General features: G+C 42.0%; 20 protein-coding genes. 18 read left to right on the top strand and 2 right to left on the bottom strand.

Annotated features, from left to right (window positions below; translation table 11 throughout):
- The first annotated feature begins 40 nt into the window (after nucleotides 1–40).
- The 7 genes from AAV35_RS14195 (at nucleotide 41) to AAV35_RS14165 (ending at nucleotide 10893) form a co-directional block, all read left to right on the top strand.
- A complete protein-coding gene (locus AAV35_RS14195; RefSeq protein ID WP_008591582.1) occupies nucleotides 41–2590 on the top strand; it encodes a KAP family P-loop NTPase fold protein in 2550 nt (849 codons plus the stop codon).
- A 280-nt stretch (nucleotides 2591–2870) separates the two neighbouring features.
- Nucleotides 2871–3152 (top strand): helix-turn-helix domain-containing protein, encoded by a 282-nt coding sequence (locus tag AAV35_RS14190; RefSeq protein ID WP_008591584.1) that lies wholly within the window; start codon nucleotides 2871–2873, stop codon nucleotides 3150–3152.
- 331 nt (nucleotides 3153–3483) lie between these two features.
- Nucleotides 3484–3876 carry a MerR family transcriptional regulator gene (locus AAV35_RS14185; protein ID WP_008591587.1) on the top strand — a complete coding sequence of 131 codons (393 nt, stop codon included), beginning with the start codon at nucleotides 3484–3486 and terminating at the stop codon, nucleotides 3874–3876.
- Nucleotides 3877–4214: 338 nt separating this feature from the next.
- Complete coding sequence (locus tag AAV35_RS14180) at nucleotides 4215–4811, top strand: MerR family transcriptional regulator (protein ID WP_008591588.1); 597 nt, start codon at nucleotides 4215–4217, stop codon at nucleotides 4809–4811.
- 696 nt (nucleotides 4812–5507) lie between these two features.
- Nucleotides 5508–7010, top strand: coding sequence for a primase C-terminal domain-containing protein (locus AAV35_RS14175; protein ID WP_008591590.1), 1503 nt, complete (start codon nucleotides 5508–5510; stop codon nucleotides 7008–7010).
- A gap of 329 nt (nucleotides 7011–7339) precedes the next feature.
- Nucleotides 7340–7825 carry a hypothetical protein gene (locus AAV35_RS14170; protein WP_008591592.1) on the top strand — a complete coding sequence of 162 codons (486 nt, stop codon included), beginning with the start codon at nucleotides 7340–7342 and terminating at the stop codon, nucleotides 7823–7825.
- A 698-nt stretch (nucleotides 7826–8523) separates the two neighbouring features.
- A complete protein-coding gene (locus AAV35_RS14165; protein WP_062838375.1) occupies nucleotides 8524–10893 on the top strand; it encodes a hypothetical protein in 2370 nt (789 codons plus the stop codon).
- A 100-nt stretch (nucleotides 10894–10993) separates the two neighbouring features.
- On the opposite strand, the gene AAV35_RS14160 is transcribed toward AAV35_RS14165, so the two are convergent.
- Nucleotides 10994–11995, bottom strand: coding sequence for a DNA/RNA non-specific endonuclease (locus AAV35_RS14160; protein WP_008591596.1), 1002 nt, complete (start codon nucleotides 11993–11995; stop codon nucleotides 10994–10996).
- A 196-nt stretch (nucleotides 11996–12191) separates the two neighbouring features.
- On the opposite strand from AAV35_RS14160, the gene AAV35_RS14155 reads away from it, so the two are divergent.
- Complete coding sequence (locus AAV35_RS14155; protein WP_008591599.1) at nucleotides 12192–12434, top strand: AbrB/MazE/SpoVT family DNA-binding domain-containing protein; 243 nt, start codon at nucleotides 12192–12194, stop codon at nucleotides 12432–12434.
- 437 nt (nucleotides 12435–12871) lie between these two features.
- Here the strand turns inward: AAV35_RS14155 and AAV35_RS14515 are convergent, their stop codons facing one another.
- A complete protein-coding gene (locus AAV35_RS14515) occupies nucleotides 12872–13018 on the bottom strand; it encodes a hypothetical protein (RefSeq protein WP_156330901.1) in 147 nt (48 codons plus the stop codon).
- Between the two features lie 1241 nt (nucleotides 13019–14259).
- On the opposite strand from AAV35_RS14515, the gene AAV35_RS14150 reads away from it, so the two are divergent.
- The 10 genes from AAV35_RS14150 (at nucleotide 14260) to AAV35_RS14105 (ending at nucleotide 25386) form a co-directional block, all read left to right on the top strand.
- A complete protein-coding gene (locus AAV35_RS14150; RefSeq protein WP_008591560.1) occupies nucleotides 14260–14583 on the top strand; it encodes a DUF2325 domain-containing protein in 324 nt (107 codons plus the stop codon).
- A 31-nt stretch (nucleotides 14584–14614) separates the two neighbouring features.
- The gene (locus AAV35_RS14145; protein ID WP_008591562.1) at nucleotides 14615–16513 is read left to right on the top strand and encodes an N-6 DNA methylase; all 1899 of its coding nucleotides are present in this window, start codon (nucleotides 14615–14617) and stop codon (nucleotides 16511–16513) included.
- A gap of 47 nt (nucleotides 16514–16560) precedes the next feature.
- Entirely contained in the window at nucleotides 16561–17016 is a 456-nt protein-coding gene (locus AAV35_RS14140; protein ID WP_008591564.1) for a hypothetical protein, read from the top strand.
- Between the two features lie 25 nt (nucleotides 17017–17041).
- Nucleotides 17042–18577: a class I SAM-dependent DNA methyltransferase gene (locus AAV35_RS14135; protein WP_008591566.1), complete on the top strand. Its 1536-nt coding sequence runs from the start codon at nucleotides 17042–17044 to the stop codon at nucleotides 18575–18577.
- Complete coding sequence (locus AAV35_RS14130) at nucleotides 18567–19841, top strand: restriction endonuclease subunit S (protein WP_008591568.1); 1275 nt, start codon at nucleotides 18567–18569, stop codon at nucleotides 19839–19841. The genes AAV35_RS14135 and AAV35_RS14130 overlap by 11 nt, the downstream gene beginning before the upstream one ends.
- Complete coding sequence (locus AAV35_RS14125) at nucleotides 19825–22935, top strand: type I restriction endonuclease subunit R (protein WP_008591570.1); 3111 nt, start codon at nucleotides 19825–19827, stop codon at nucleotides 22933–22935. Before AAV35_RS14130 ends, AAV35_RS14125 begins: the two co-directional genes overlap by 17 nt.
- A 180-nt stretch (nucleotides 22936–23115) precedes the next feature.
- Nucleotides 23116–23919 (top strand): abortive infection family protein, encoded by an 804-nt coding sequence (locus AAV35_RS14120; protein ID WP_008591572.1) that lies wholly within the window; start codon nucleotides 23116–23118, stop codon nucleotides 23917–23919.
- A 192-nt stretch (nucleotides 23920–24111) separates the two neighbouring features.
- Complete coding sequence (locus AAV35_RS14115; RefSeq protein WP_008591575.1) at nucleotides 24112–24696, top strand: tyrosine-type recombinase/integrase; 585 nt, start codon at nucleotides 24112–24114, stop codon at nucleotides 24694–24696.
- 129 nt (nucleotides 24697–24825) lie between these two features.
- Nucleotides 24826–25092, top strand: a complete 267-nt coding sequence (locus AAV35_RS14110; protein WP_040609675.1) for a hypothetical protein — start codon at nucleotides 24826–24828, stop codon at nucleotides 25090–25092.
- Nucleotides 25093–25167: 75 nt separating this feature from the next.
- Nucleotides 25168–25386: a hypothetical protein gene (locus AAV35_RS14105; protein ID WP_008591579.1), complete on the top strand. Its 219-nt coding sequence runs from the start codon at nucleotides 25168–25170 to the stop codon at nucleotides 25384–25386.
- Nucleotides 25387–25530: the final 144 nt, after the last annotated feature.

Genomic DNA, 25530 nt, shown 5'->3' with positions numbered 1-25530 from the left:
ATAGGCGGTATGGTTTAAAAAAGATAGGAGTTAGATGTTGATGAGAAAATATACAGACATACTCACAAAAGTATTATTTCTTTCAAGTATTTTATTTATTTTTATAGTATTCGTAGAGAAAAAAATGGCAATATTCGATTTACCGAACATTTTTTTGAAGTTAAATGAATATTGGTATACCTATCCTCTTTTTATTATTATTATTATATTTTCGATAGTAGAACTCGTAAGGGGAGGATTTATTAAGAACCTCTTCAAACGTCCTGTTCTCACTTATAAATTTGATTATTGGGTACTAGCGCTTCTAGTATGTTTCCTTGGATATTGGGTGTCATATGAATTTGGTTTAGTGGAAGGAAAATTCATTTCTCTATACTATGTGGCATCGATAGCAGTACTATTAATTTATATTTTAATTAGTTTTTTAAAACCCTGTTTTATGGACAAGACTCAGAAAGCTAATACTGAAAGTACAAAGGGAATATTTTTTGACCAACCAATCTACTATGAAAGCGAAGATAAGTATAATCGTAATTCATTAGCTACTAGGTTAACGGAAATGCTAAGTGCAAATAGTGAAAAAGAAAGCTTAGTCGTTGGATTATACGGCAAGTGGGGCTCTGGAAAGACTTCTGTATTTAACCTTATTAAAAGTAAGATCAATTCGAAAAAAAATAATGATTTGATTTCAATTTCATTTAACCCTTGGTACTTTAAGGATGGAGAACAATTAATATCACAATTTTTCAATTCTTTTATTAATGAATTAAACAAAAGTTCGGAAGGTAACAATAAGGAATTGATAAAAAATTTAAAAAGGTACTCTGAAAAGTTAACTCCTATAACTATAAAAACAGGATTAATTAATTTTTCGTTTAAAGATTTTAAAACACGCATGGAACATGAGAATATTTTTATACTAAGAGAGAAGATTGAGAAGAATTTAGTGGAAGAAGATAAGAGGGTGGTAGTATTCATAGACGATTTAGATAGATTAGATAACGAAGAAATTGCCCAAGTGCTGAAATTAGTGAAATTGATTGCTGATTTCAAGTTTACTACTTATATATTAGCTTTTGATGAAGAAGTAGTATCAACAGCCATAGCAGATAAATATGATCAACAAAGTGAACTGGGAACGTCATTCTTGGAGAAAATTATACAAGTTCCGATAAATCTACCTCAACCGGGGTATGAAGATATACGATTAGTGCTCCTCGAAGGCATTGAAGAAATTTTGAATAATAACAAGATTTCTTTGACTCATAGCGAAACTATTAGATTAAAGGGAAATATGGATGGCTCATTTGGGTATTTTAACTTTAATCTAAGAACAGTCAAAAGATATTTAAACTCTATATCCTTTGCTATCCCAACAATTAAGGGCGAAATTAATGTTGTGGATTTGCTTTGTATTGAAGGGGTGAGAATATTTTTCCCCCAAATACATAAGTTCATATTCAATCATTCAAAAGCTTTCTTAAATGCAGGAAGAAGTACTTTTAGAAAAAACACAATTCACGAGGAATATAAAGAGTTATTAAACGAATTGTTTAGTAATTATTCAGATGAAGAAAAGAAAAAAATTAAGGCAATAATTGAAGATTTATTTCCTAGAAGTAAATTTCTTTTTACTGGTAATAATAAATATGGGGATGATTGGGAAAAAAAATGGTTTTCTGAACAGAGAATATGTTCAGAAGATTATTTCCATAAATATTTCATATATGATGTGAAACATGGTGTTATTTCTGATCACGAATACCATTGGTTGTTAGAGGAACTTCAAGAAAAAGATACGAAAAAAGTTTGCGGTGCAATAAGTAATCTTGTAGAAAAGCATGGATTCTCAAATTTACTTAAAAAACTAAGGTACGTTGACAATGAACTTCAGTCAAACTCAGGTGAAAAGTTATCACTATCGTTAGCTCGTCTCGGTGAAAAAGTTCCTGAAGAACCAGGAGTGATGCAATTTTTTACGAGTATAGCTGAAGCTGCTAAGTTAATTTGCAAACTTATATTATTACAGTCTAAAGACTATCGAATGTGTGTAACCATAAATATAATAAAAAATTCTAGTTCTTTAAAATTATCTAGCGAAATATTTTTTAGGTTAGTTCCGAACGAAGAAAGAGAACAAGAAACGCTTTCAGAAGAGGAAATAGAGAAAGTAGCTCAGACACTAATTCCAAAAATCAAAGATGAAATGTATAAAGGAAATTTTTTTGATGAACACCCAACTTCTTCATCCCAATTGCTACTTATTTGGTCTAAATGGGGAGATGAAAGCGTATTTAAAGTAGCAATTGAAAAATATTTTGCACAAGATAGAGGAATAGAAGAATTCTTGGAGGCATTTAGTAATAGAAGAGTTAATTTGAGCACAGGAGCACCTAGCACAAAGAAATTCGATGACTCGAGTTATGCAGACCTTAGGAAGATTTATCCTCCCGAGAAGATAGTGAATAGGTTAATTGGAAGTTACCCCACGGATTTAGAAAAAATTAACGAGACCATTGTAAAGAAAGAATTTGAGGAAAACTCAGTTGTAGAAAGTTTTCTCTTATTTTATTTAAGAGATAATGAATAGGATTACAATTTAAGATATGAACTAAGATTCGTTGAAGGTGGAGAAGGAAAGAGAAACTATTCTTCTTCTTTTTGTGAACCAGCACGGGCAAAGAAGGCGAGAAGAAGAATTTATTCTTTCTCCTCATGCCTGATAAGTAATAATTAGAGTTGCTCAAATTTTACTATGTCTTAAGCTTAGAGAGCTACATGCGTCTTTCTAAACGTCCAGTGAGGAGAATCCCGGGACGTATTTGCGGGAAAGGATACGTATACGAAGATACTTGAAAGGAGCTGATTCGATGAAGGACTTGACTCGTACCGAGGACATCGTCAAAGAACTTCCGGAAGCCGAGGAATTCTTCCACGGTATCGGCGCGATATTGGGACGCGCCGTCTTTGCAGCCCGCATGGAAGCGTCATTCACGCAGAAAGAGCTTGCCGAGAAAGCCGGTGTTGACCTTAAAACCGTCACTCGAGCCGAGGGCGGTTCAGGTGTTCTTGAGGTCCGTATGTTCGACAAGCTGTTTCGAGCGCTCGGCATATCATCGCGGGAGTACGCGGCGCTCTTTGGCCATTCGTAAGTAGATACGTAAGCATATAAAGGCATATACATGACTAATTTCGGCCCCTTCTCTCTGAAGGTGGTCGTTTTTTGCTAGAGGTTTTATTTCGGTTTCGTTCTACAGTAGATAAACTGCCGGAGGAGGGGAATAATATCACACTTAGACTTTTATGATAGAAAGATAAATAAACCCGCGCTGAACCGCGTCGCACCGCGTCGTGCCGCGTCGCACCTCAAAAAGTGCTTAAAACCCTTGATGCAACAGGAAAAACAAATTCATTAATTTGATAAATAAGGTCTATGCAAGTCGCTTATCAGGGCGTACAATATCCTATAAAGAGGTGATAATTTTGAGAAAGTACAGACCAGCAGAGTTGGCACGGATACTCGGTATTTCGAAAACTGCTTTAAGAACATATTCAGGTAATTTTGAGGATTGTGGATACGAATTTGAAAAAAACTCACAAGGACATCGTTTTTATAGTGAAAAGGACGTCTCAGTCCTGCGTAAATTCATAGATTTAAAAGGAAATGGTAATAGCAGAACGAGAAGTGAGACGGTTAAAAAAACTCTCGACTGGGAGAAATCATTAACCTCTGATAAAGACAAAAAGCGTCGCGGTGCGAGGAGTGATTCTCTTGATGCGAATGAGTTAAAAATAATTATTGAGAAACTCTCGGAAAATAATTCAACATTAATTCGTCAAAATCAAGAGCTGATTCAAGAGCTTATCAAGAAATAAAAAAACTTATAAAGCGAAAAGAAACTCCAGTTGAGATATTTATACACAAACGTATCACAGTAGAGTTGGTATGAAAGAATTTTCTATACCAACTCCATCTAGTGAAATTTCACCCTGTAGCTGTTTCTGATTAGAAGCACCCTCGAATCTGCAGATTATAACGTTCATTTATAAATCTTTCTTATAGTTTTACCCTGTGGTCTCATGTTTTTACAGCGACATGCAATTCGTAGCGCAACGATTGTTGTGACGTCAAGGTTTGACTGTGCATGAAGTAAGTTCAGGGTTCCCTTTCCTATTGTGAAAGTCGTACAATGTACGGTAAGGGAGTGATCGCTATGAAACTGTACAGTCCATCTGATATCGCAGATATACTAGGGCTTCAGGCAAGTACATTACGAAAGTATTCTGCTGCTTTGGAGAAGCATGGGTACACCTTTGATAAAAACAATCGAGGGCAGCGTTTCTATACGGATAGCGACGTTATAACGCTACGGAAATTCATCTCGCTTAAAGATAGCGGTATGTCGCTGAATGAAGCGCTCGAAGGTACTGTCATGTGGCACAAAGGCGGAGAAGACGTATCGCCACCTGTTACCGAAACACGTAGCGCTACAGAGCGATCGTATAGCGACGTTTCTGAGCTGAAAGAAATGGTACATAAACAGCAGGAAAGTATTGAACAATTGGTTCGTCATAACCAGGAACTTTTACGCCACATTGAACAACGGGACGCGAGAATTATGGAATTGTTTGAAGATAATACCGCTACATCGTTGCAGAGCTCCGCTATAGCGGGTGTATCGCAGGAAGAACTGAACGAGGAACTTCAAAAGAGGGATGAAGAGGAAGAAACTCCAGAGGACGAACACGAAACAGAACAAGTACCAGAAGAGAAAAAAAAGTCGTGGATCGCGAAGCTTTTCAACCGATAAAAGCATGTCTACCATTAACCATCGATTTTAAAACGGCCGAGTGACAGTTGTTGCGCTGATTGAATATCAGCCAAACGTGACGTGTATATTCATATGTACCATCGTTGTCGAGGTGAAACGTGAGAATTGAACGAAGCAGGGGGCTGTTTTGCTTTATCCCCGTCCAATTTTTCAGAAAAAATTTAGCCATCTATGCCTGTCTACAAAACGTACGTTTATAGACAGGTCTCATTAACCGCGACACTCCGGGGGAAAATCGGGTTTACTCATCTTTTATTATAAGGTATAGTAGAATTATTCAAACATCCAGAACAAAGAAATATATTATGTGCCCTGGAGATAGAACGAATACATAAACGACAAAATTTTATACATAAAAAAACAGAAAAGACCGTGTAAGCACACGATCTTTTCTGTCAAAATCTCAAGCTACTAACGGCTCCCAACCAATTAGCTTGAAAATGTGACTCACACGCTACCAACGTGTGAACACTGTAGTTAATTCATTTATGGCTAAACTATACCATAAATAAATTAGGGCTTGCAACCCTCATGATTCTGTTTTTCCCCGGATTCCCGGGAAGAAAACCGGTTTTCTGATATCGTTGCTCGCTTTTCTACAGAAGCATTTTCAAGACCAGTCGCAGGTACGCTTGGGACTGGTCTTTTTGTGTATGTAGAAAAGGAGAGCCATTCATGCAGACGCCAGCGAACATCTTTGCTTTTATTACGCATCAAAGTCTATCTACATATAAACGTATGCATTCCCGCGCACCTCTGCCGGCACGTCGTGAGGCGGAGAAGAACGATCGTCAGAAGCAGGGCGTCGTCTTCGTGTCGCGGTCCAAAGACGAGCTCCAGGAGGCGCGAGGACACGTCGTTACGTCTTACGAAACGCTTCAGGATCAGCAGCGCCAGCTGACTCACTGGACGCCGAATACGTTTCTGTGGGGCAGTTATACGGACCGCCGGAAACGCATCTTACGCGGGCACCGCAAAAATAACTTGAAACAAATTAATACGATTGTGCTCGATATCGACACGAAACAGACGGACCTCTACGCTCTGTTTCTCGGGTGTTCCGAAGAAAATCTCCCGGATCCGAGTCTCATCGTCGAAACGCCACGGGGGTACCACGTGTACTTTGTGTTGGAGGAACCGATATTCATCTCTCCTTCCACCGGATACCAGGCGCTGGAGGTAGCCGAGAGGATAGCCGACAACATGAAACAGGCGCTTGGGGCGCATGTACCGATCGACACGGCCTGTAATCCGTTCGGCTTCTTCCGTATGCCGACGGCAGACAACATAAGATATCAGTCCGAAACGAAAGCGTCGGTTCCGAAGCTAATAGCATGGTCACAGAGCTACGAACAACGTCAGCAGCGTAGCGCTCTCCACGTGGTGCATGGCGGCGCGCAGCCCCGTCAGATCGACCAAGCATGGTATCAGACGCTTCTCCAGTGCCGTCACATCACGTCAGGATACTACACCAGCAGTCGTAACAATGCGCTTCTGACGCTGGCCCTCGCGAACTATGCGAGTGGCCGGAGCTATGCGGAGGCGTATGACGAGCTGGATGAATTCAACTCCCGACTGGAGCAGCCCCTTTCCTTACAGGAATTCCGTCGTACTATGAATTCTGCCTACAGCGGAAGCTATCAGGGGCCGAAACGGACGTATATCGACATGCTGTTGATGCAATGGACCGGAGAGGCGAGTACCGACGCCTACGGATCCGGATGGTATAAGTTCAAGAAAGACCGTTCCGAGCGTCAACGTTCGCACTACGAGGAGTGGGAGACGGATATCCTGAGGTATCTGGAGCTGCATACCTCCACGACCTGTGCCGAAGAACTGTTTCTCGAAGGTTCGCAGGTCTATCTGGCCGAACAATTCGGTATGGCCGTATCTACGCTGAAAGAGGTGCTGAAACGCTCAAACAAATTAGTGAAAATCGTGAAGGGCCGCGGAAGGGGGCAGCGTACGTATCTGGCCAGTCGCGCGGTGGTCTTTGCGTACCTTCTTTACGTCCGTCAGGCACAGGTAGTTCACGCGACGACTTGGAAAGCCATGATAGAAGAGATGGTGACCGAAGCGCCGTTTCCGGTGAACCTTCTGCTTGCAGAGACGCAGGAGGCGTTCACCCGTTGGATCACCCGCGTGGAGCAGCATTTCCGAACCTCGTGGATTTGTTGAAAAAGAATGAGCCAGTCTGCCAATACATATCTTATTCTTGTCTTGTTGCATATCGGAGTTGGTACTGAGTAGTTACTCCGAATACTTGCTAAGCTTCAGATCTTTGACAATCGAATTTAAGTGTCTATGGTTGTTTCTTTTGGGGGAGATATTTATTTGCGGAGGCAGTCTGTGTTGGCGATGGATTTGTTTTGCGAGGAATTTGAAGAGACGTAGCGAAGGTATAAAAAAGCGCTAAAAATATTGGATGTGACTTTGAAAAAAGAACAGAAGTAAGGTGTTTTGTTAATAGTATGACGTAACTTTAGCAATGAGAGAGGGGGAGGGGTATGGATAAATTTGAGCCTGAACCATTATTGGTGAAGATTAATTTAGGAGGAAGGGAATCCTTTTATTTAAAAGAGGATGAGAAGTGTTATTTTTATCAGGAGGATGTGTCTTGGTACGAGTATGCGGCTCAATATAATGCTTTTGATTGTATAGCTTCGGGTGCGCTTTATGTTACTGATAGACAAGTACTTCTTTATGATCCAGGATTCAGCAATATTTGGACTAAGTTAAGTAAAGATGGTGATTATCCTAAGCAAGTGCTTACTAGAAAATTTAGTTCGATAGTGAATCAGACGTGGAATATGTCGATTGGTCGTGGACATTTAAAAGGGCCTGTACTTGAATGTATTGGTCGAGATTGTTGGTTACCTCCGTCGCAGAGGAAATATAAAAATAGGAAAAATCCTATTGTTTCTAAATATCGTCGGATGGATAACATGGTAGAGATAATTATAAGATTAAAAATTCTTAATGAACGACGGTAGATATAGTTATATTTTTATTCGGTGAAAGATAATATTTCATACGTTTTTTGTTAAGAATAATTAAAATTTTTCTGTATGAAAACGCTTACAAAATGTTCCTGGTTTGTTCCTTCTTCATCAAATCTGTCCCTACTTGGACTGAAAAGTTCCTTGTTTGAAGGGAAAATCGAACGAAATTAAAGGTTTTTTTACGAAAATAAAATTAATGGTTTTTGTAAAAATTGCAAAATGATTATAAATGTTCCTTGTTTACTCTAGTATTCCCTCCGTTGTCCCTGCTTTTTTTGTACAAAAAGGAACATAGAAATCGCTACGCACCAGTACCTCACGGGCCGATGTTCCTTCGTTCCTTTTTAAAACAAAGAAAAACATAAATAAAAGAGAAACGTAAATATAAAAAGTTTTAGGTGATAAACTAGGAACAGAGGAACGTGTCTCAGTTTAAAGGTAATTTAGGGGAGTAAAACGGTCTTAAAATGCTTGTGTAAAATAAGAGAAAAAGAGCTTTTGTAAGTCTCGATTCTTTTGTGTTTGAGATTGTTGTGTAGTAAGATACAAAATATTTAAATGGAAAAAAATACAATTCATAGAGTTTAATTGTAGATTAGGGTCTCAGTTTTCAGTGAGACGTATTATTCGTTAGTGAGTTATAGAAGGCAAGAAGTTGATAAAGAGTAATTAGAAAAATGGAGGAGCTTATGTCAAAAAGACGTGCAGTTAAAAAAAGAAAAATGCATAATAAAAAATCTAAAAAGGGCAATAAAAAAATTAAGAAGTTTAATAAACAAAAAAAACAAAAACATATTTCAAGTCCAAATGATATGGTTTCTAATGCAAACCTTTATGAAATACAAAACCCCTTTCAAGACTTTACCCAAGAAGAAAGAAATGAATTACTTTTGAAATCATCTAAAAACAGTGAGCAGACTTTCGAAGAAAGTCTTAAAGAGTTGAAAGAACTCTTGTTACCTTTAGACACAACAAGTTTAATTTCAGTATTTTCTATGTATTATTTATCGACGCCGGAGGGGGTCCATATACCGGATGATGAACATGAAATTTATCAACATCACATTGAATTGTTACAAGCTCTCTCGTTACAAATTCCTTTGACTGAAAAGAAAGAGTTTAAGCCAGTGCTTCCAGAAGATATAGAAAAAATTACTGAAGTTATAAAGAAAATTTCTGTTTCCTTTACTTCTATGAGGATGAAAAACTTAATTGGAAAAACTGATGAAGAAAGTAAAAAATTGCTCCTTCTTGAAAACATGCGTGCTCACACATTAGCTGTGCGAAACATTGCATATCCATCCCAAATTATTGAAACAATGCATCAAATATTTTCGCCGATAGAAAAAGATTTTTACCAAAATACTAGCTTAAAAATTGGCTCCTTGATTAAAATGATCTTGAATATTATTGAATTAATAACACAAAAAATGAATGAGCACATAGCCAAGGTGAGGAATGTATATAGTTCTATCGATAAAACACAAATGATCGATTCGTATCTTAAGGAATTTTCTACAATAGAAAACACAAGAGAAGAACTATTAGCTTTCTCAAGCAATTTTAGTAAAGAAGATCTTTTTGCAATGATGATAAGTCATTCAGATACGTTTGTAAGGGATGTTTATACGTTATCAGTAGACGATTTTGTTAATAATTACCCTGACCCTGATGTTGATCTCTCCTCTCTTAATGAGATTCTTGAATCTTGGTCTTACGATGTAGGAGATTTAAGAGATTCAAAGACTGAACATTTTCTTTTAGCAAATCCAACATGGAGGAAACCTTTAATAAAAGAGAGAGAAAATCACTATTCTTTTCCTATTCCTAGTATGTTTTTTGAATATGGAATAAAAATAATTGAACAAGCTGTAGAAAACTATCCTGAAACTCTTAAAAAATACCATAATAGTAGAGGAAAAGTACTTGAAGATAGGTTAGAACTTTTATTTAAAAGTGCTTTTCCAGAAGCAAATATTTACAAGGGGAGTTTATGGTGGGACGAAGAAGAAAATAAAGAATTTGAGAATGACTTACTTGTTTTGGTGGACTCTTATGCCATTGTGATTGAAGCAAAGGCAGGAACTATTAGCGATTCCGCAAGACGTGGGGCACCTCAGCGTTTACAACGAGAGGTCAAGGAATTATTAGTAGATCCATCTACACAAGCAAAAAGATTTTCAAACCACCTTCATTTAAATAAAGGTGCCACTATTGAATTGAATACTAAAGGAACTAGCAAAAATAAGATAAACTTAGACGAAACTGAAAAAATTATTACTCTTGGAGTAACTATAGAGTTGTTTGGCTCGTTAGGGAATAAACAAAAAGAGCTTGTAGAAGCAGGATTCATCGACGATGTCCAGTTAATTTCTCCTAGTATCCCGATAAATGATTTGGAAATAATTTTTGATGCACTGGAAACTTCTAGTGAAAAGTTGCACTACATATCCAAACGTGAATATATTGAAAAAGATGTAAATTATTCTGGTGATGAATTAGATCTTTTATCTTTTTATATGCAAACTGGATTTAATATTGATGGTAATCAAATCGGCTCGAATTTTTTACAATTGACGAGTAACTCAGAAGAATTAGATCCTTACTATATGGAAAAATATGCTCTCGAAACTGTTAGTAACCCAAATCAAAAAAAGCCAAAACCACGAAGAACCACTTGGTGGAACGATATTATTAAAAAACTTGATACTGAAAAGAGAAAGAAATGGACGATTATTTCGAATACTCTTTTAGAATTGTCTTATGAAGAGCAAAAGAAATTTGAAAGAGCGGTACACAAAATAAAGAAAGCTGCTCGGAAAGGAAGAGATAATAATAACGATAATGTTGTAGTAATGGGCACTGGCTCTAAAGAAAAAAAATCAATTCTAGTAGGTATTGCTTTTAAGGGGTTGAGCGAAGAAGAAAGAAAAGATGTTATAGAATCTACAATGGCTGACATTTTGTACGAGATGGGATATTCTCAAGCTTCGTTTATCGGTTTTGATATTGATAACGATGTTCACCCCTACGGTACCTTAGGTTTAGCCAGTATTTGATTCAAGACTTAATCTTTACATTACCTGGACGCATTACGTTGTGACGCTTTCATTTATCGCAGAGATGTCTTTTAAGCAACAAAATTCTCTCCCGTAACCATTATTCCCCGACCATTCCATTTCCGTTGTTATCTCGCATGTACGGATACAACCAATGTCCTTCGACAATCGGCATACTGTAACCGGCGTCTTCAGCTTCGGCGATAGTTACCTGCCCATTGCCGTTCGTATCCACCTCGGACACCTCTCCGTTCTCCTGAGACGCTGGCTCTTCCGGAGGATCTTCGGTCGTTTCGTTGAGCGATTCATTCACTTCATCCGGGTTCACGTTGTCGAAGCTGTCGACGACCTCGTTGCCCATGATGGTGTAGGTGTATTGGTAATGAGAAGGAATCTGCGTGTCGGTGGACGGGTAGGTAATGATGGCTTCAAAGTCCGTGGCACCTCCAGCGTTTCGGATGGCATCTTCGAGGTACGCCTGGTCTCCGTGCCGGTTCAGCGTACTTTCCTGAGGCGTGATGTTATAAGCGTTGGATACGCCTCCGAGGGAGTCCGCAATGACGTGTCCTTCATCAAGCGTGTCGCTCTCGACTCCAGGCACCTTCGCCTCGTCCCAGAAGTACCTGCCGTTCGATAGCACGGGTTCCGACGCGTCATCCTGAGGGATGATTTCTTCGGCTAGGACTTTAATGAGCTGCCCGTGCTCATTCGTGAATGCCCAGTATTCACGGTCGCCATGGCCGATATCTACGACAACGCGGGAGGCACGATCGCCACTCTGATCCCCGCCGTCCACGTCGATGCGTTCGTAGCCGGAAAACAGGTCTTTCTCAGCTTCTTTCGAGGATTCCTGTACCTCAGGGTTCTCAGCCTCTTCTGAAGCCTCTACGACCTCTTCTGTGGACTCTGTAGGCGTATCAGAGGTCTGCGTCTCCTCTTTTTCTTCTTGTGGTTCCGGTTTTTCCTCCTGGGTCGTTTCTTCGGAAGCGACTTCTTCGGTTTCTGCCGGTTGCTCAGGGGTGGAGGCAGCCTCTTCGTCAGCGCATCCTAACGTAAACAGGGTGCTCAGGAGCACGAGGGCATACATGACCAGTGTTTTCATGGAAAAGCTCCTTTCTGGATGGTAGATGAAGCAAAAGGATCTCGAAGAGCTCCCGCGGCTTTCATTGTTCAAGTATACCACTTCCGTTTTGAGTCTTGGGAAAGATTAGGGAAAAGAGAGGTATGGGAGAAGACTAAACATAGACAGCAGAGAAAAAGGGAAAAGCTGTAGGAAAGACAGGAAAGGGGAGGCCGATATGGCACACGTTTACAAATGGGAAAACAGTTTGGCGGTTCGTCTTCCAGAGGCGATTGTCGAGGAATTGGATATCAAAGAAGGGTCGGACGTTACGTTTCGTCTGGAGGATGGAAAAATCGTTATGACTCCTGGCACGGCTGAGATTACTCTGAAGGAGTTGCTGTCAGAGGCAGAAGGCAAAGAGAATCCTCATCTGGAGATGGATTTCTTCGGAGAACCGATGGGAAAAGAATTTTCTTGAACGTGGGGCGCTTGCGATGATTTTCGTACCGGCGTCTTCACTAACGACGTCGATCGGATGCGTAGGAGACGTTACCCCGTGAGAGCACGGTTTTCGTTTCCAGCGTACAACGCTGCTGTGTTGGTGGACCAAACCGCGTCACGTCAGTCTTTTCTTTATCAATGTTTGAGGATTTTGTTGAAGACGTTACCCCGTGAGAGCACGGTTTTCGTTTCCAGCGTACAACGCTGCTGTGTTGGTGGACCAAACCGCGTCACGTCAGTCTTTTCTTTATCAATGTTTGAGGATTTTGTTGAAGACGTTACCCCGTGAGAGCACGGTTTTGTCGAGTGCGACAAAACAAAACCCCTCTGCGTCAGTCGATATGCTACGCCCGAGAGTCATCAGAAAGCCGTTCTCGAACCGGCCGTCGTGAAAGGTGCGACGCTGACGCGTATCTATATCCGGTAATGTCGACACAGTCGGATGGCATCGACGACTTCACCGACAGTCTCGCCGAGCTCCTCAGCGTGAAATCGAAAGTCGGCATGGTGCGCCAGCATTACGACAAGTACGACGAAATCGTCCTGGTGTCGGCAGACCAAGCAACAACCCTCCCGCGCACCTGATTTCGTCGCGAACCGATTCGTTTCTCTCTTGTAGAGGAGCGGACGGTTCTTTTTTCGTAGCAAAGGTTTCTTGGAGATATTTGCTCTTCGCTCCGTGTCTTAATTTGGGATACGCATTTTTTTGTGTACCGAAAACCGCACTTTCCTCCTCCTATTTTCTCGACGCGTATTTTCGAGTTGGATTCATCTTTTTTCAAAAAGACGTCTCACATCCTTCACCATCTCCTTTGTATGTACAAAAGCACTTTCCGGACCGTAAAATGACTGGCCGTTTCCAAACGGATCCTCTCCAAAATCTTGAGGGCGACTCATTTTTTTGTCTTTCTATGTATGAACAATGGTAAATTATCTGAATTTTCATATAATTATATGGTTCTTTGATGCTTGGTTTCGGGCGTCCTTCGCCACGCCCTCTTGAACCCCGCCGCGTCTTCCGAACCGCCTCCATTCCGACTGCATGTGGATCGAAATTCGTGCTGAAAGACATGAGGAACCCTGTCATACACGACGCCGTGGAAACCGTACCGGGTGGCCCTCCCCTGACCCTATCGTACCAAGGGTTCGTCACCCCTAGAGGAACTCAGTTCCTCGGGTCGACATGTCGGAACGTCTGCGGAACGTTGACACGGTGCGGTTTTCCGTAACGGGGAACGCACCGGGATGTCAGGGGGTAAGAGCATAAGGGGCGCGTATGTACAAGCGCTCCGCGGCTTGTCCAGTCAGCATAGCTGACCGCGCCCTCTTACTGCGTCGGCAAAGGCTTGCAGCCTTCCTCTCCTTGCCCCCTGCGGGGGTGCTCAAGAGATCCGTCTTCTACGATGACTTCGAGTAAAAGCTGGAGAAAGACGAAAAAGAGGCGGGTGCTTTCGTTCGTCGTACTTTCATAGAAACTTATGTGAGTGACGGGTGATGAAATTGTTTCCGATGTTTATTTGAGTTTCTTTATGTATGTACAAAAGGAAATTCGAGTGAAACATATAAAGGAATTTACTTCAGGAAGAACTTTTTTTCCAAAGGAAATTTTAATAAACAAAGCGATGCGAACAAATAATATTTAAATTACTCTTAAAAAGTAATTAAATTACTCCAATAAAGTATTGACTAAATAAAAATTTTGTGATATTATATTCTTATAAATCTACTCCATATTTTTTTAATATCTCAATAAGAGTAATCGAATTACTTCGAAAAACACAGGTTATAAGGAGGGAAGAAGAATGAAAGTATTGCTGGTCGGAGGAACAAACAAAAATAGTTGGGATAAAAAAGCTAGAGCGTTGGGCATCCAAATAATGCAACAAATAGAACAGAAAAAAGAGCGTGAAATGAAAGCTTTCCTAAGAAAGAACATTCCTGAAGCGGACGTGGTCATCATTTGTATCAGTGCATGTTCGCATAGCGCAATGTGGGAAGCAAAGAAAGTTGCCAAAGAGTGTGGCACACCTATTCGCTATACGCCAGGAAAAGGAGCTTCCAAAACTTTTCACGAAGCATTGCAAGCAGGGAATAATAAGCATACATTTTTGAACGATGACGTGTAGTAGTAAATAAAAATGATGAGGAGGATGCAAAATGACTAATACAGAGATTGGGAAAATTGTAGAGAAAGCACTGCTTTCGTTGTCTGGAATTGAAAACAGCACTAAAAGATTAGAAATAGCGATGGAACACTTTACACTTTTGTATGCAGAAAAATGTAGTGATTCACTAAAAGAAGAGGGGTGGTCGGTGATCACCCGCGATGGGTATCACTTGAAGAATAACTTGATAGCAGTGATGACTAAGACGGAAGAAACGTTTCCCGAATTAAACGGGGTATTCGATAAACAAAGAGTGAGGAAGATGGACGAAACGGTCCTCTTTGCTTTCACGTCAACTCTCCGTAGTTTGAGTCATTCATCTATCGAAAATATCCGAGAAGCGGTAAATCAGCTTTTAGCCAATGTCTTGGAAGGAGGAAGAATGGGCGGAGAGCTTGTTACCCCTGACTCTGTTAATACGTTAATAACTCAACTGGTTGACGTTACGGGGGGAGAGGTGTACGACGGAACAGCTGGAGTCGGTAAGCTTCTCCTCGAAGCTCATGCATATGCTGCAAGAAAAAATGAAGAAGTTGAAGTTTTCGCCCAAGATATCAATACAACGATGGCTCGCGTGGGAACCATGCATCTATTCATCAAGGGAGTGAAGAAATCCACTTATAAGGAAGGTGATACGTTAACGCATCCCCAGTACGTCACTTCTGAAGGATTGCGCCGGTTCGATTATGTGCTCATGAATTTTCCATTCGGGTTTCACTGGCATCCGGAAAAAGTGAAAAACGAATTGTATGGGCGATTTTTATACGGGATCCCGCCAAAACAGAGTGGAGACTTAGCTTTCATGCTTCATGGATTGGCTTCGATGAAGGAGACGGGCAGGGGGGCTTTTTTAGTTCCACATGGCGCGTTATTTCGGGGCGGGAAAGAACAACGAATTCGAGAGGAGTTAATACAATCCGATGTAATCGAAGGAATCATTGGACTCCCGGAAAACTTGTTCGCTCACACAGCTATCCCCTCTGCATTAATCCTTGTTAATAGAAATAAGGATGCAAGCAGACGGGGGAAGATATTCTTCATGGATGCTTCTCATCGTTTTCAAAAGGAGAGAAGGAGAAATTATTTAAGTGAGGAAGATATTGAAACTATCGTTGATAGTTTTCGAGAAGGAAGGGAAACACCGGGTTTCAGCATCTTCGTTTCGATTACTGACATTGAAGAAGGATCCTTGGCCATCCAACGGTACTTTGATGTCGACGATGTAGACTCCCATCTAGGGGTAGTAACGGTAAATAGCAAGTTGTTTCGGGATTCTTTTATACCAAAAAAAGAACTACAGCAGGTGGCAGATATTTATCGAGGACTAAATATGCCGAGCAAGTCGCAAGCAAAGGATGGGGGCACATCTTATAAGGTTATACAACTGACGGATGTTCAAAATGGAGAGATTTTGTGGGACCAGCTGCAGACGATTCAGGTAAAGGACCGAAGAAAGGCTCAACAATACCTAATACGTGAAGGGGACCTCATCCTCTCCGCGCGAGGGAGTGCCATTAAAACAGCTGAAGTACCAGAAGTGCCGGAAGAAGTCATCCTTTCTCATAATTTTGTAGGGTTACGCCCCTATGAGGGAACGACGTCTTCCTATTTGAAGGCTTACTTGGAGAGTCCGTTAGGGTTGTACTACCTGACTTCTATCCAAAAAGGGTCCTCCGTAAAAGTAATAAGTATTAAAGACATCAAAAGTGTCTTCGTTCCAGATCCTCCGGTGGAGACGAAGAACCAGATAGGGCAAGAACTCCGGAAAGAAGAAAGGAAATATAGGGAGGCTGTTCGTCAGGCGGAACTGGATCTGCAAGAGGGATACAAAAAAATGTATCAAGATATGGGAATAGGAAAGGTTTTCGAAAAAACGGAACCATCGTCATAGAAGCAAACCTTTTTTCCTGCTACTATAAAATGAAGGAGTGGAGAATTATGGTAATATCTCAAAGAGATTTCTATTGTGGATTGGCACTGACACAGATGATGGAACCGGGAAAGTCATTAGAATTGCTTGAAAGGTCACACTCCACCGTCCTCCTGGTCTGTAACAAGAACACGAAAGATGAGAAAACGTTGTATATGAAATACCGTTCGACGCCCGAGACAGGAACGGACTCGACTTGGAATTTCACGTTTACTCCAGAAGAAATGAAGCGCGTACAGCATTTTCAACAAAAATATCCTAACCTATCTTTCCTGTTCGTTTGTGGGAAGAAAGATTGGCCGAAAAGCGACATAGCCATCTTCTCTGTTAAACAGGCCATGACATGCCTTCACCCTTTCTATGAACGCCCGAGCTACCGCATTTCGATTCGGAAGAAGTCTGGGGGCAGAAAGATGGAAATGTATGGAACGGGTGTTTGTAAGAGTAAGGCGGTACGAATATAAAAATTCAAGTAAGGGAGAGAACCTGATGAGTACACAAGAAACGAGTGCAAATATCGGATACGAAGAAAAACTATGGCAGATGGCAGACAAACTGAGAGGTAGTATGGACGCGGCAGAATACAAGCACGTCGTCCTTGGGCTTCTCTTTCTAAAGTACGTCTCTGATAGCTTCGAGGAACTACACGAAAAGCTGAAAGAAGACGATTATGCCGATGAAGAAGACCGGGACGAATACCTGGCGGAGAATGTCTTCTGGGTACCGAAAGAAGCGCGCTGGGAGAACTTGAAAGCGAATGCGAAGCAGCCGGAAATTGGGCAGCTCGTGGACACGGCAATGATTGAAATCGAGAAAGAAAACGGATCATTGAAAGGGATCCTGCCGAAGATCTATGCACGCCCGGATCTCGACAAACGGCGCCTCGGAGAAACGATAGATTTGTTCTCTACCATCAAGGTGGGAGACGATAAGAGCAAAGCGAGCGACGTGCTGGGACGAGTGTATGAATATTTCCTGGCCCAATTTGCGAGTGCGGAAGGAAAGAATGGTGGGGAGTTCTATACACCTCGTTCGATTGTCCAGCTCCTCGTTGAAATGATTGAACCCTACAAAGGACGTATCTATGACCCGTGCTGCGGCTCCGGGGGGATGTTTATCCAGAGTGAGAAGTTCGTAGAAAATCATCAGGGGAAACTCGGAGATATTGCGGTATATGGGCAGGAATCAAACCCGACGACCTGGCGGTTATGTAAAATGAACCTGGCTATCCGTGGTATTGACAGCAACCTTGGCGGTGAACATGCGGACACGTTTCACAAAGACCTGCACAAGAACCTGAAAGCAGACTATATCTTGGCCAACCCTCCCTTCAACATTAGTGACTGGGGCGGGGGACGTCTGTTGGAGGATGCCCGGTGGAGATTCGGTATTCCTCCACAGGGAAACGCGAACTATGCGTGGATTCAGCATATGGTGTCGAAACTGGCGCCGTCCGGAACGGCAGGATTCGTCCTGGCAAACGGATCGATGTCGACGAGCCAAACCAGTGAACTGCAAATTCGTAAAAACTTGGTAGACAACGACTTGGTGGAGTGTATTGTCACGCTGCCGGGGCAGTTGTTTTATTCCACACAAATTCCTGTCTCTCTATGGTTTGTAACAAGAAACAAAGCAGCACGGGGGCAAAGGAACCGACAAGGGGAGACGCTGTTTATTGATGCGCGAAAACTTGGGTTTATGGCCGATCGTACGCATAAAGAGTTTTCCGACGCGGACATCAAGAAAATCACGGATGCTTTTCATGCGTGGCGTGGAACGAATGAACAGGAGTATGAAGATGTTCTTGGTTTCTCAAAAGCAGCAACATTGGAAGAAATTCAGAAACATGAATATATACTGACTCCGGGACGTTACGTTGGCCTGGAAGCCGAAGAGGACGATGCGGAGCCGTTTGAAGAAAAAATGGACCGGCTGACAGGAGGTTTGGCCGAACAATTTGCAAAATCTAAGAATCTGGAAGATGAGATTCGTCAGACGTTGAGGGAGATAGGATATGAAATATGAATTGAAAGATTTAATAGAAAGTATTTCACAAAAACACAGTTTTTCTAAAGATAGAGTCATTTTTTTAAACACTTCTGATGTAGTTGATGGGAAAATTCTTCATAACACATATAGTTCGACTTCTGAATTGCCTGGCCAAGCTAAGAAAACAATAAAGGAAAAAGATATTTTATTTAGTGAGATAAGACCCAAAAATAAACGTTTTGTTTTAGTAGAGGATTTAAAAGAACCTGTAGAGGACTATGTAGTATCGACAAAGTTAATGGTTATAAGAGTTAAAGATTCTCATGTCTTAAATCAAAAGTTTCTTTATTATTATCTTACTGAGAAGAGGATTATTGATTACTTACAAAATAGTGCTGAATCGAGGTCTGGTACATTTCCACAAATAACTTTTGATGATATCAAGCATCTTTCAATAGAATTGCCTACTATTGATAAACAAATGAAAATTGTAAATACGATAGAATCCTTTACAAAAAAGTTAGAAACAAACAATCAAATTATTTCCAACCTTGAACAATTGGCTCAAACCTTGTTCAAGCGCTGGTTTATTGATTTCGAATTTCCGAATGAAGATGGAAAACCTTATCGTTCCAGTGGTGGAAAGATGGTGGAAAGTGAGCTTGGTTTGATTCCTGAGGGGTGGGAAGTTCTAATTTTAGAAGACATTTCTGAATCTCCTATTGTTTGTGGGAAAACTCCTAGTACCAAAATTAAAGAAAATTATGGGAGCGAAATGCCTTTTATAACAATTCCAGACATGCACAATAGCACTTTTATTCAAACTACTGAAAAGTATCTATCTAAAAAAGGTGCTGAATCACAACCCAAAAAAACATTGCCTCCATTAAGCATATGTGTGAGTTGTATCGCTACTCCTGGGTTAGTATCTATAACTTCAGAAAAAAGTCAAACTAACCAGCAAATCAATAGTTTGATTCCTTCAAAGGTTGACGTATTTTATACCTATCTCTACCTTTCGCGCAAATCTCAATTAATCAGAGAACTAGGGAGTGGAGGAAGCACCACCCTCAATTTGAATAAAACGCAATTTTCTAAGGTTCCTATTTTATACCCTAGTCAGTCAATTAGGGAAGAATTTCACCAGCAAATAAGTCCTCTATTTAATGAAATTAATAATTTACAAAAACAATCATTTAAGTTGGCTCAACTACGTGATAATTTGCTCCCTAAACTATTATCGGGAGAACTAGAACTTAACGAAGAAACGGAGGTGACGGAGAATGTCGGGGTTCAGTGAGGACGAACTGGAACAGGCTACCCTGGAGTTGTTTGAAGAAATGGAGTTTGAAGTCGCTTTCGGTCCAGATCTAGCGCCAGAAGGTTCAGATCCAGAACGTCCCAACTACCAAACGGTGGTGTTGGAGTACCGGTTGTATAATGCGCTGACGACCATCAACCCGGAGGCACAGCCGGCACAGATTGAAGAAGCGATGCGTCAGGTGACGACGGCGAAACATCCTAACCTCCTTATGAATAACCGGGACTTTCACCGGTTTCTGACTGATGGCATCGACGTGACGACGGCTCAAGCCGGAGAGGAAGAACGGACGGAGAAGCTATGGCTGATGGATCCGGACAAGGCCGATAATAACGATTTTTTGGCAGTCAACCAGTTTACCGTGGTTGAAGGACGGCATGACAAACGTCCGGATGTCGTCGTTTTTATTAACGGCCTTCCGGTGGTGGTTTTCGAATTGAAAAGCTCTTCGAACGAGCATGTCGGTCTCCCGGAGGCCTATAACCAGCTACAGACGTATAAAGCGACGATTCCTTCGCTCTTTCAAACGAACGCGTTTCTTGTGACCAGTGATGGGCTGAACGCTCGGGCAGGAACGCTGACGGCTAGCGAAGAGTGGTTTACGATGTGGCGCTCTGTAGACGGGGAGGCGATAGCCCCGAAAGGGATGCCGCAAATCGAAGTGTTGATACGAGGGATGTTCCAGAAAAGAACGCTGCTTGATATCATCCACCATTTCGTTCTGTTCCAGGAGGACGACCAGAGCCTCGTGAAAATTTTGGCTGCGTATCATCAGTATTATGCTGTCAATAAAGCGATGGCTCAAACGGGTCGTGCGATTTCTGAGGAAGGGGACCGGAAGATCGGCGTGATTTGGCATACGCAAGGATCCGGCAAAAGTCTCTCGATGGTCTTTTACAGTGGGAAACTCATCCTCGGGGCGGATAACCCTACGATTGTCGTACTGACGGACCGGAATGATTTAGATGAGCAACTGTATACCACCTTTAGTCAGTCTTCCGCTCTGCTGCGGCAGAAACCAAAACAGGCGGAGTCCCGGAAACACTTGAAAGAGCTGCTATCCGTCGATTCCGGCGGTGTCGTTTTTACGACGATGCATAAGTTCGCGCCGGACGGGGAGGACGAGTCTTTGGAGACTTTTACGTCGAGGACGAACGTTATCGTGATGGCGGATGAAGCTCACCGGTCGCAATACGGATTTGAAGCCGAAGTACAAAACAAACGAGGAAAAGCGAAACTGAAATATGGATTTGCCAAGTATCTCCGGGACGCTCTTCCAAACGCTTCTTTTATTGGTTTTACCGGAACTCCGGTGGAGCTGGAGGATAAAAACACGCCGGCTGTCTTCGGGAACTATATCGATGTCTATGATATGACACAGGCCGTGGAGGACGGAGCGACGGTAAGAATTTACTATGAGAGCCGGATCATTCAGCTGGATATGCCGAAAGATAATCAACTGGACGTCGACTCGGAACTGGAAGATCTGACGGAAGATCAGGAGTTCGAGGATAGAGAAAAATTGAAATCGAAATGGTCTCGCCTCGAAGCTCTAGCCGGTGCGGAGTCCCGGGTGAAACGCATGGCTCAGGATATAGTGGAACACTATGAGAAGCGCCAGGGAGCGATAGATGGGAAGGCGATGGCCGTCGTGATGTCCCGGCGAATTGCAATCGATCTGTATCAAGAAATCACGCGTCTGCGCCCGGATTGGCACAGTGACGATGATGACAAAGGGGTTATTAAAGTGGTGATGACCGGGAACTCCAGTGATCCGGAGGGATGGCATCAGCATACCGGAAATAAACGCCACCGGGATTACCTGGCGAAACGGATGAAGGACAATGAAGACCCTTTGAAAATCGTGATTGTCCGGGATATGTGGCTCACCGGCTTCGATGTTCCATCGATGCATACGATGTACATTGATAAACCGATGAAAGGCCACAATCTGATGCAGGCGATTGCTCGCGTCAACCGGGTGTTTCGGGATAAACCGGGAGGTCTGGTTGTCGACTATATCGGCTTCGCGGACAATCTTAAGGAAGCCCTGAAGCAATATACGGAAGAGGATAAGAAAAATGCCGGCGTAGACACGTCGCTGGCGGCGGAAATCATGCAGGAGAAATACGAATTACTGACATCTATGCTCCACGGGCATGATTATCAGAAATTCTACTCAGAAAAACAGACCGAACGGATGCAGGCGATCGTAGAGACGGTAGACGTGGTACTGGCTATGCAGGAAGAACAGAAGAAAGATTTCCTTCGCCTGGTGACGGAACTCTCCAAGGCGTATGCGTTGTGTGCGACGACCGAAGAAGCGCAGGCGCTGAACGCAGAGGTAGGCTTTTTCAAATCCGTGAAATCAGGGGTCATTAAGCTATTGCCGGAAGGTACGCAGAAGAAAACGGCTGCGCAGATTGACGATCAGATCAACCAGCTGATTTCGAAATCGATTATTTCGGAAGAAGTCGTGGATGTGTACGGCTCCCTTGGGTTGGAGAATCCGGATATTTCGATTCTGTCGGATCATTTTCTGAAAGAGGTTGAGGAAATTCCGCAGAAAAACATTGCCGTTGAACTGCTGAACCGTCTGCTGCAGGGGAAAATCAAAAATATCCAACGGAAAAACCTGGTGCAGTCGAAAAAATTCTCCGAGCTTCTTGAAAACGCGCTGAATAAATACAATAAACGGGCCATCGAAGCGTCGAAAGTTATCGAAGAACTGATTGAACTTGCGAAACAGGTCAACGATGCCTATCAGCGCGGCGAAGAATCCAACCTCAGTGATGACGAGATTGCCTTTTACGATGCGTTAGCCAGCAATGAATCAGCTCAGGAAGTCATGGGAGACGAAACGCTGCAGGCCATCGCCCATGAGCTGACCAAATCGATTAAGGCGAATATGAGCATCGACTGGAACCTGAGGGAATCAGCCCGTGCGAAAATGCGAACGACCGTCAAACATCTGTTGCGCCGGTATGGATACCCGCCGGATCTTCAGAAAATGGCGGTGGATACTGTGGTACAGCAAGCTGAATTGATGGCGACGAATGAAAAAATTGATTGAAGAAAAAATAGCAGGCGCGACTAGTATTTATTACACAAAAAGTTGCGTCTTCTATTTTGCTGTCTCCTGAATGGTTAAGTACGTCATATAATGTACTGAATATTAGAGTGGATGCATAGGCTCCATCTTTACTTTAATGATTTTTTAGAAGGAGAGTTTGTTAGTAGGAGGTGTCAAGCAGTGAAGGTGATAGACTGCCTAGAAAAAGTTAAACAAGACATTTTTGATGATCTCGATGAGTATTATAGTAGAGGGTCCAATATGTTCAACGAGGAGCCAGATGATGAAAATTACAAAGAGGCTCGACTGATTATAAAAAGATTAGCAAATGAAGCAGGGAAAAGAGTACCTTCTTTTATAGAAGATGGAAGAACTGTAAGGGAAGCTGTAGAAAGTGCTGTTTATGAAAGTGAGACTAACAGCGGAAGTGTATTAGCACTTAGAAATTATTTAGGTCGCAGTATTAATGAATTCACGGATTACGCAGAAGATAAAAAAGTCGAGGTGGAATTGACTTACATTGAGTCCCAGTTTCCCAGTAAATTAACGTATACCACTATTAAAAGTTCCTTAGTGTCTTGTGAACAACGTTTAGAAAAGGGAGATTATTCTGGGGCAGTGACGAGTGCTAGAACCTTGGTGGAAGGAGTTTGTAAAGAAATCCTTACTCATTTTCCGGAAGTAGAAATCAAAGATAACATAACCCTTCCCCAGCTATTCAAAAAAGTGCAGCAAAATTTAAATCTTGCTCCAAATGATGAAACTTTAGAAAGAAATTTGAAAGACGTACTAAATGGTTTAATAAAGATTGTAAATGGAATTGCCGAAGTTAGAAATAAATATGGAGATGCTCACCCACCTAAGAATTTAATCATGGAACATCACGCTAAATTGGTGGTTAATTCCTCTAAAACGGTAATTGATTTTCTATTTAAAACTTATGAATATCAAAACGAGCGTGGAACATTGAAGAAGAATTCATGAACACGAGAGCGTGTCGAAGTAACATAATGAATGTGTGTAAAACTAGTTGTCCTCAGAAAAATGTAATAAAACCGTTATTAGGTTACATATGAAACCCTGGATCACCAGGGGTTTCTTTTTTTCTCTCTTATAAATGTATGAAAAGACGTATATAATAAGGTTAAGATACATTTTCATAGGGGGAATTCGAAGATGAAACAGACAGCCAAAAATGTGCAGCCCTTACGCTCGAAGGAAGAAATCGAAGAAATGAAGTTTGCGCTCAAACGTGGAGGCACCGGACGAAAAAAGAGCGAAGCTAAAGCGGCACGGGACGTCCTATTGTTCCTCCTCGGGATTAATACGGGGTTACGGATTAGCGACCTTCTCCGGTTACAAGTATCGCACGTACGGGATCGGGACTTCTTCTATCTCATCGAGAAGAAAACAGGGAAAAAGCGAGAGGTTAACGTACGAGCGTTACGAAGCGAGTTGGGTGCGTATATCGCCGGAAAAGGAGCCGACACCTACCTGTTTTCCTCCCAGAAAGGCGGGATGCCGATATCTACGGTACAAGCGTACCGAATTCTTGCCGATGCAGCTGCGTTTGTAGGGAGGGACGATGTAGGCACACATACGCTCCGGAAGACGTTCGGGTATCATTATTATAAGGCGACGAAAGACGTGGCGATGCTGCAGGATATCTTCAATCATTCCTCACCGAAAGAGACGAAGCTTTACATTGGCATCCGCCAAGAGGAAATTAGGGAGTCGCTGGTCGGGTTTCGGTTGGGGTGAATAAGAGAAAAAAGAGTTACGGAAGGCGACATTACAGCCTTCCGTATTTTTTGAAATGAGAGAAAGATAAAGGGAACGTTCGATATTTGCCGAATAAGAAAGTGTGTGTAATGAAAAAGGAGCGATGATATGAAAAAGAAACAACCGAAAGATTTTCTAAGAAACAAAACAGCACAAATAGCGAGAGAAATGAAAGGCGAAGACCAGCTCCACATCACTAGCTGTATTCTTCAGAAAAATGGCGACAGATACGTCACTGTTCGCGACATCGCCTCTCTCGATGAAACCCCGCCCACCTATATCTACTCTCTGATCCCCTTTGAGGAAGACCCCGACGTCCAGGAGTTCTTTGTTCGGCACAAGCGACTGATTGAAAGTGGCTTCTACGACGGTTAATCTCCCATCTTTTTAATATTCCATGACACCAAAACGCCTCCTTGTCACGATTATAAGATAAGGAGGCGAATTTTTATGTATATTTATCAGCGAATCAGTTACGACGGAAGCAGCTGGCGCAGCAAGAGTATCGATACGGAAAGCCTGTTTGACGAGGATCCGTACCGGAATCAAACGCTGCCCGGGAAAGAAGTACGGTTCACTCACGAACCGGTAGACGGGGACTACGACAGGTTGTGTGAGGCGTTGTCCGGGGAGGTGGTTATCTTTACTATTTCTGAAAATATGAATTAAGGTGGAAAGACACAATAAAGGTCTAGAAGAAGGAAGGAGGATGTTAACATTCTCCTTCCTTTAATTTTTAAGAGAAGAATCGTATTTCTTTATATTGATTTCGACGTGTTAAGCTTAAAAGAAGAATAGAAAAAATCTAATAGT

Source organism: Salimicrobium jeotgali, from assembly GCF_001685435.2.
GTDB classification, from domain to species: Bacteria; Bacillota; Bacilli; order Bacillales; family Halobacillaceae; genus Salimicrobium; species Salimicrobium album.
This window is presented reverse-complemented; position numbering and strand designations above follow the sequence as displayed.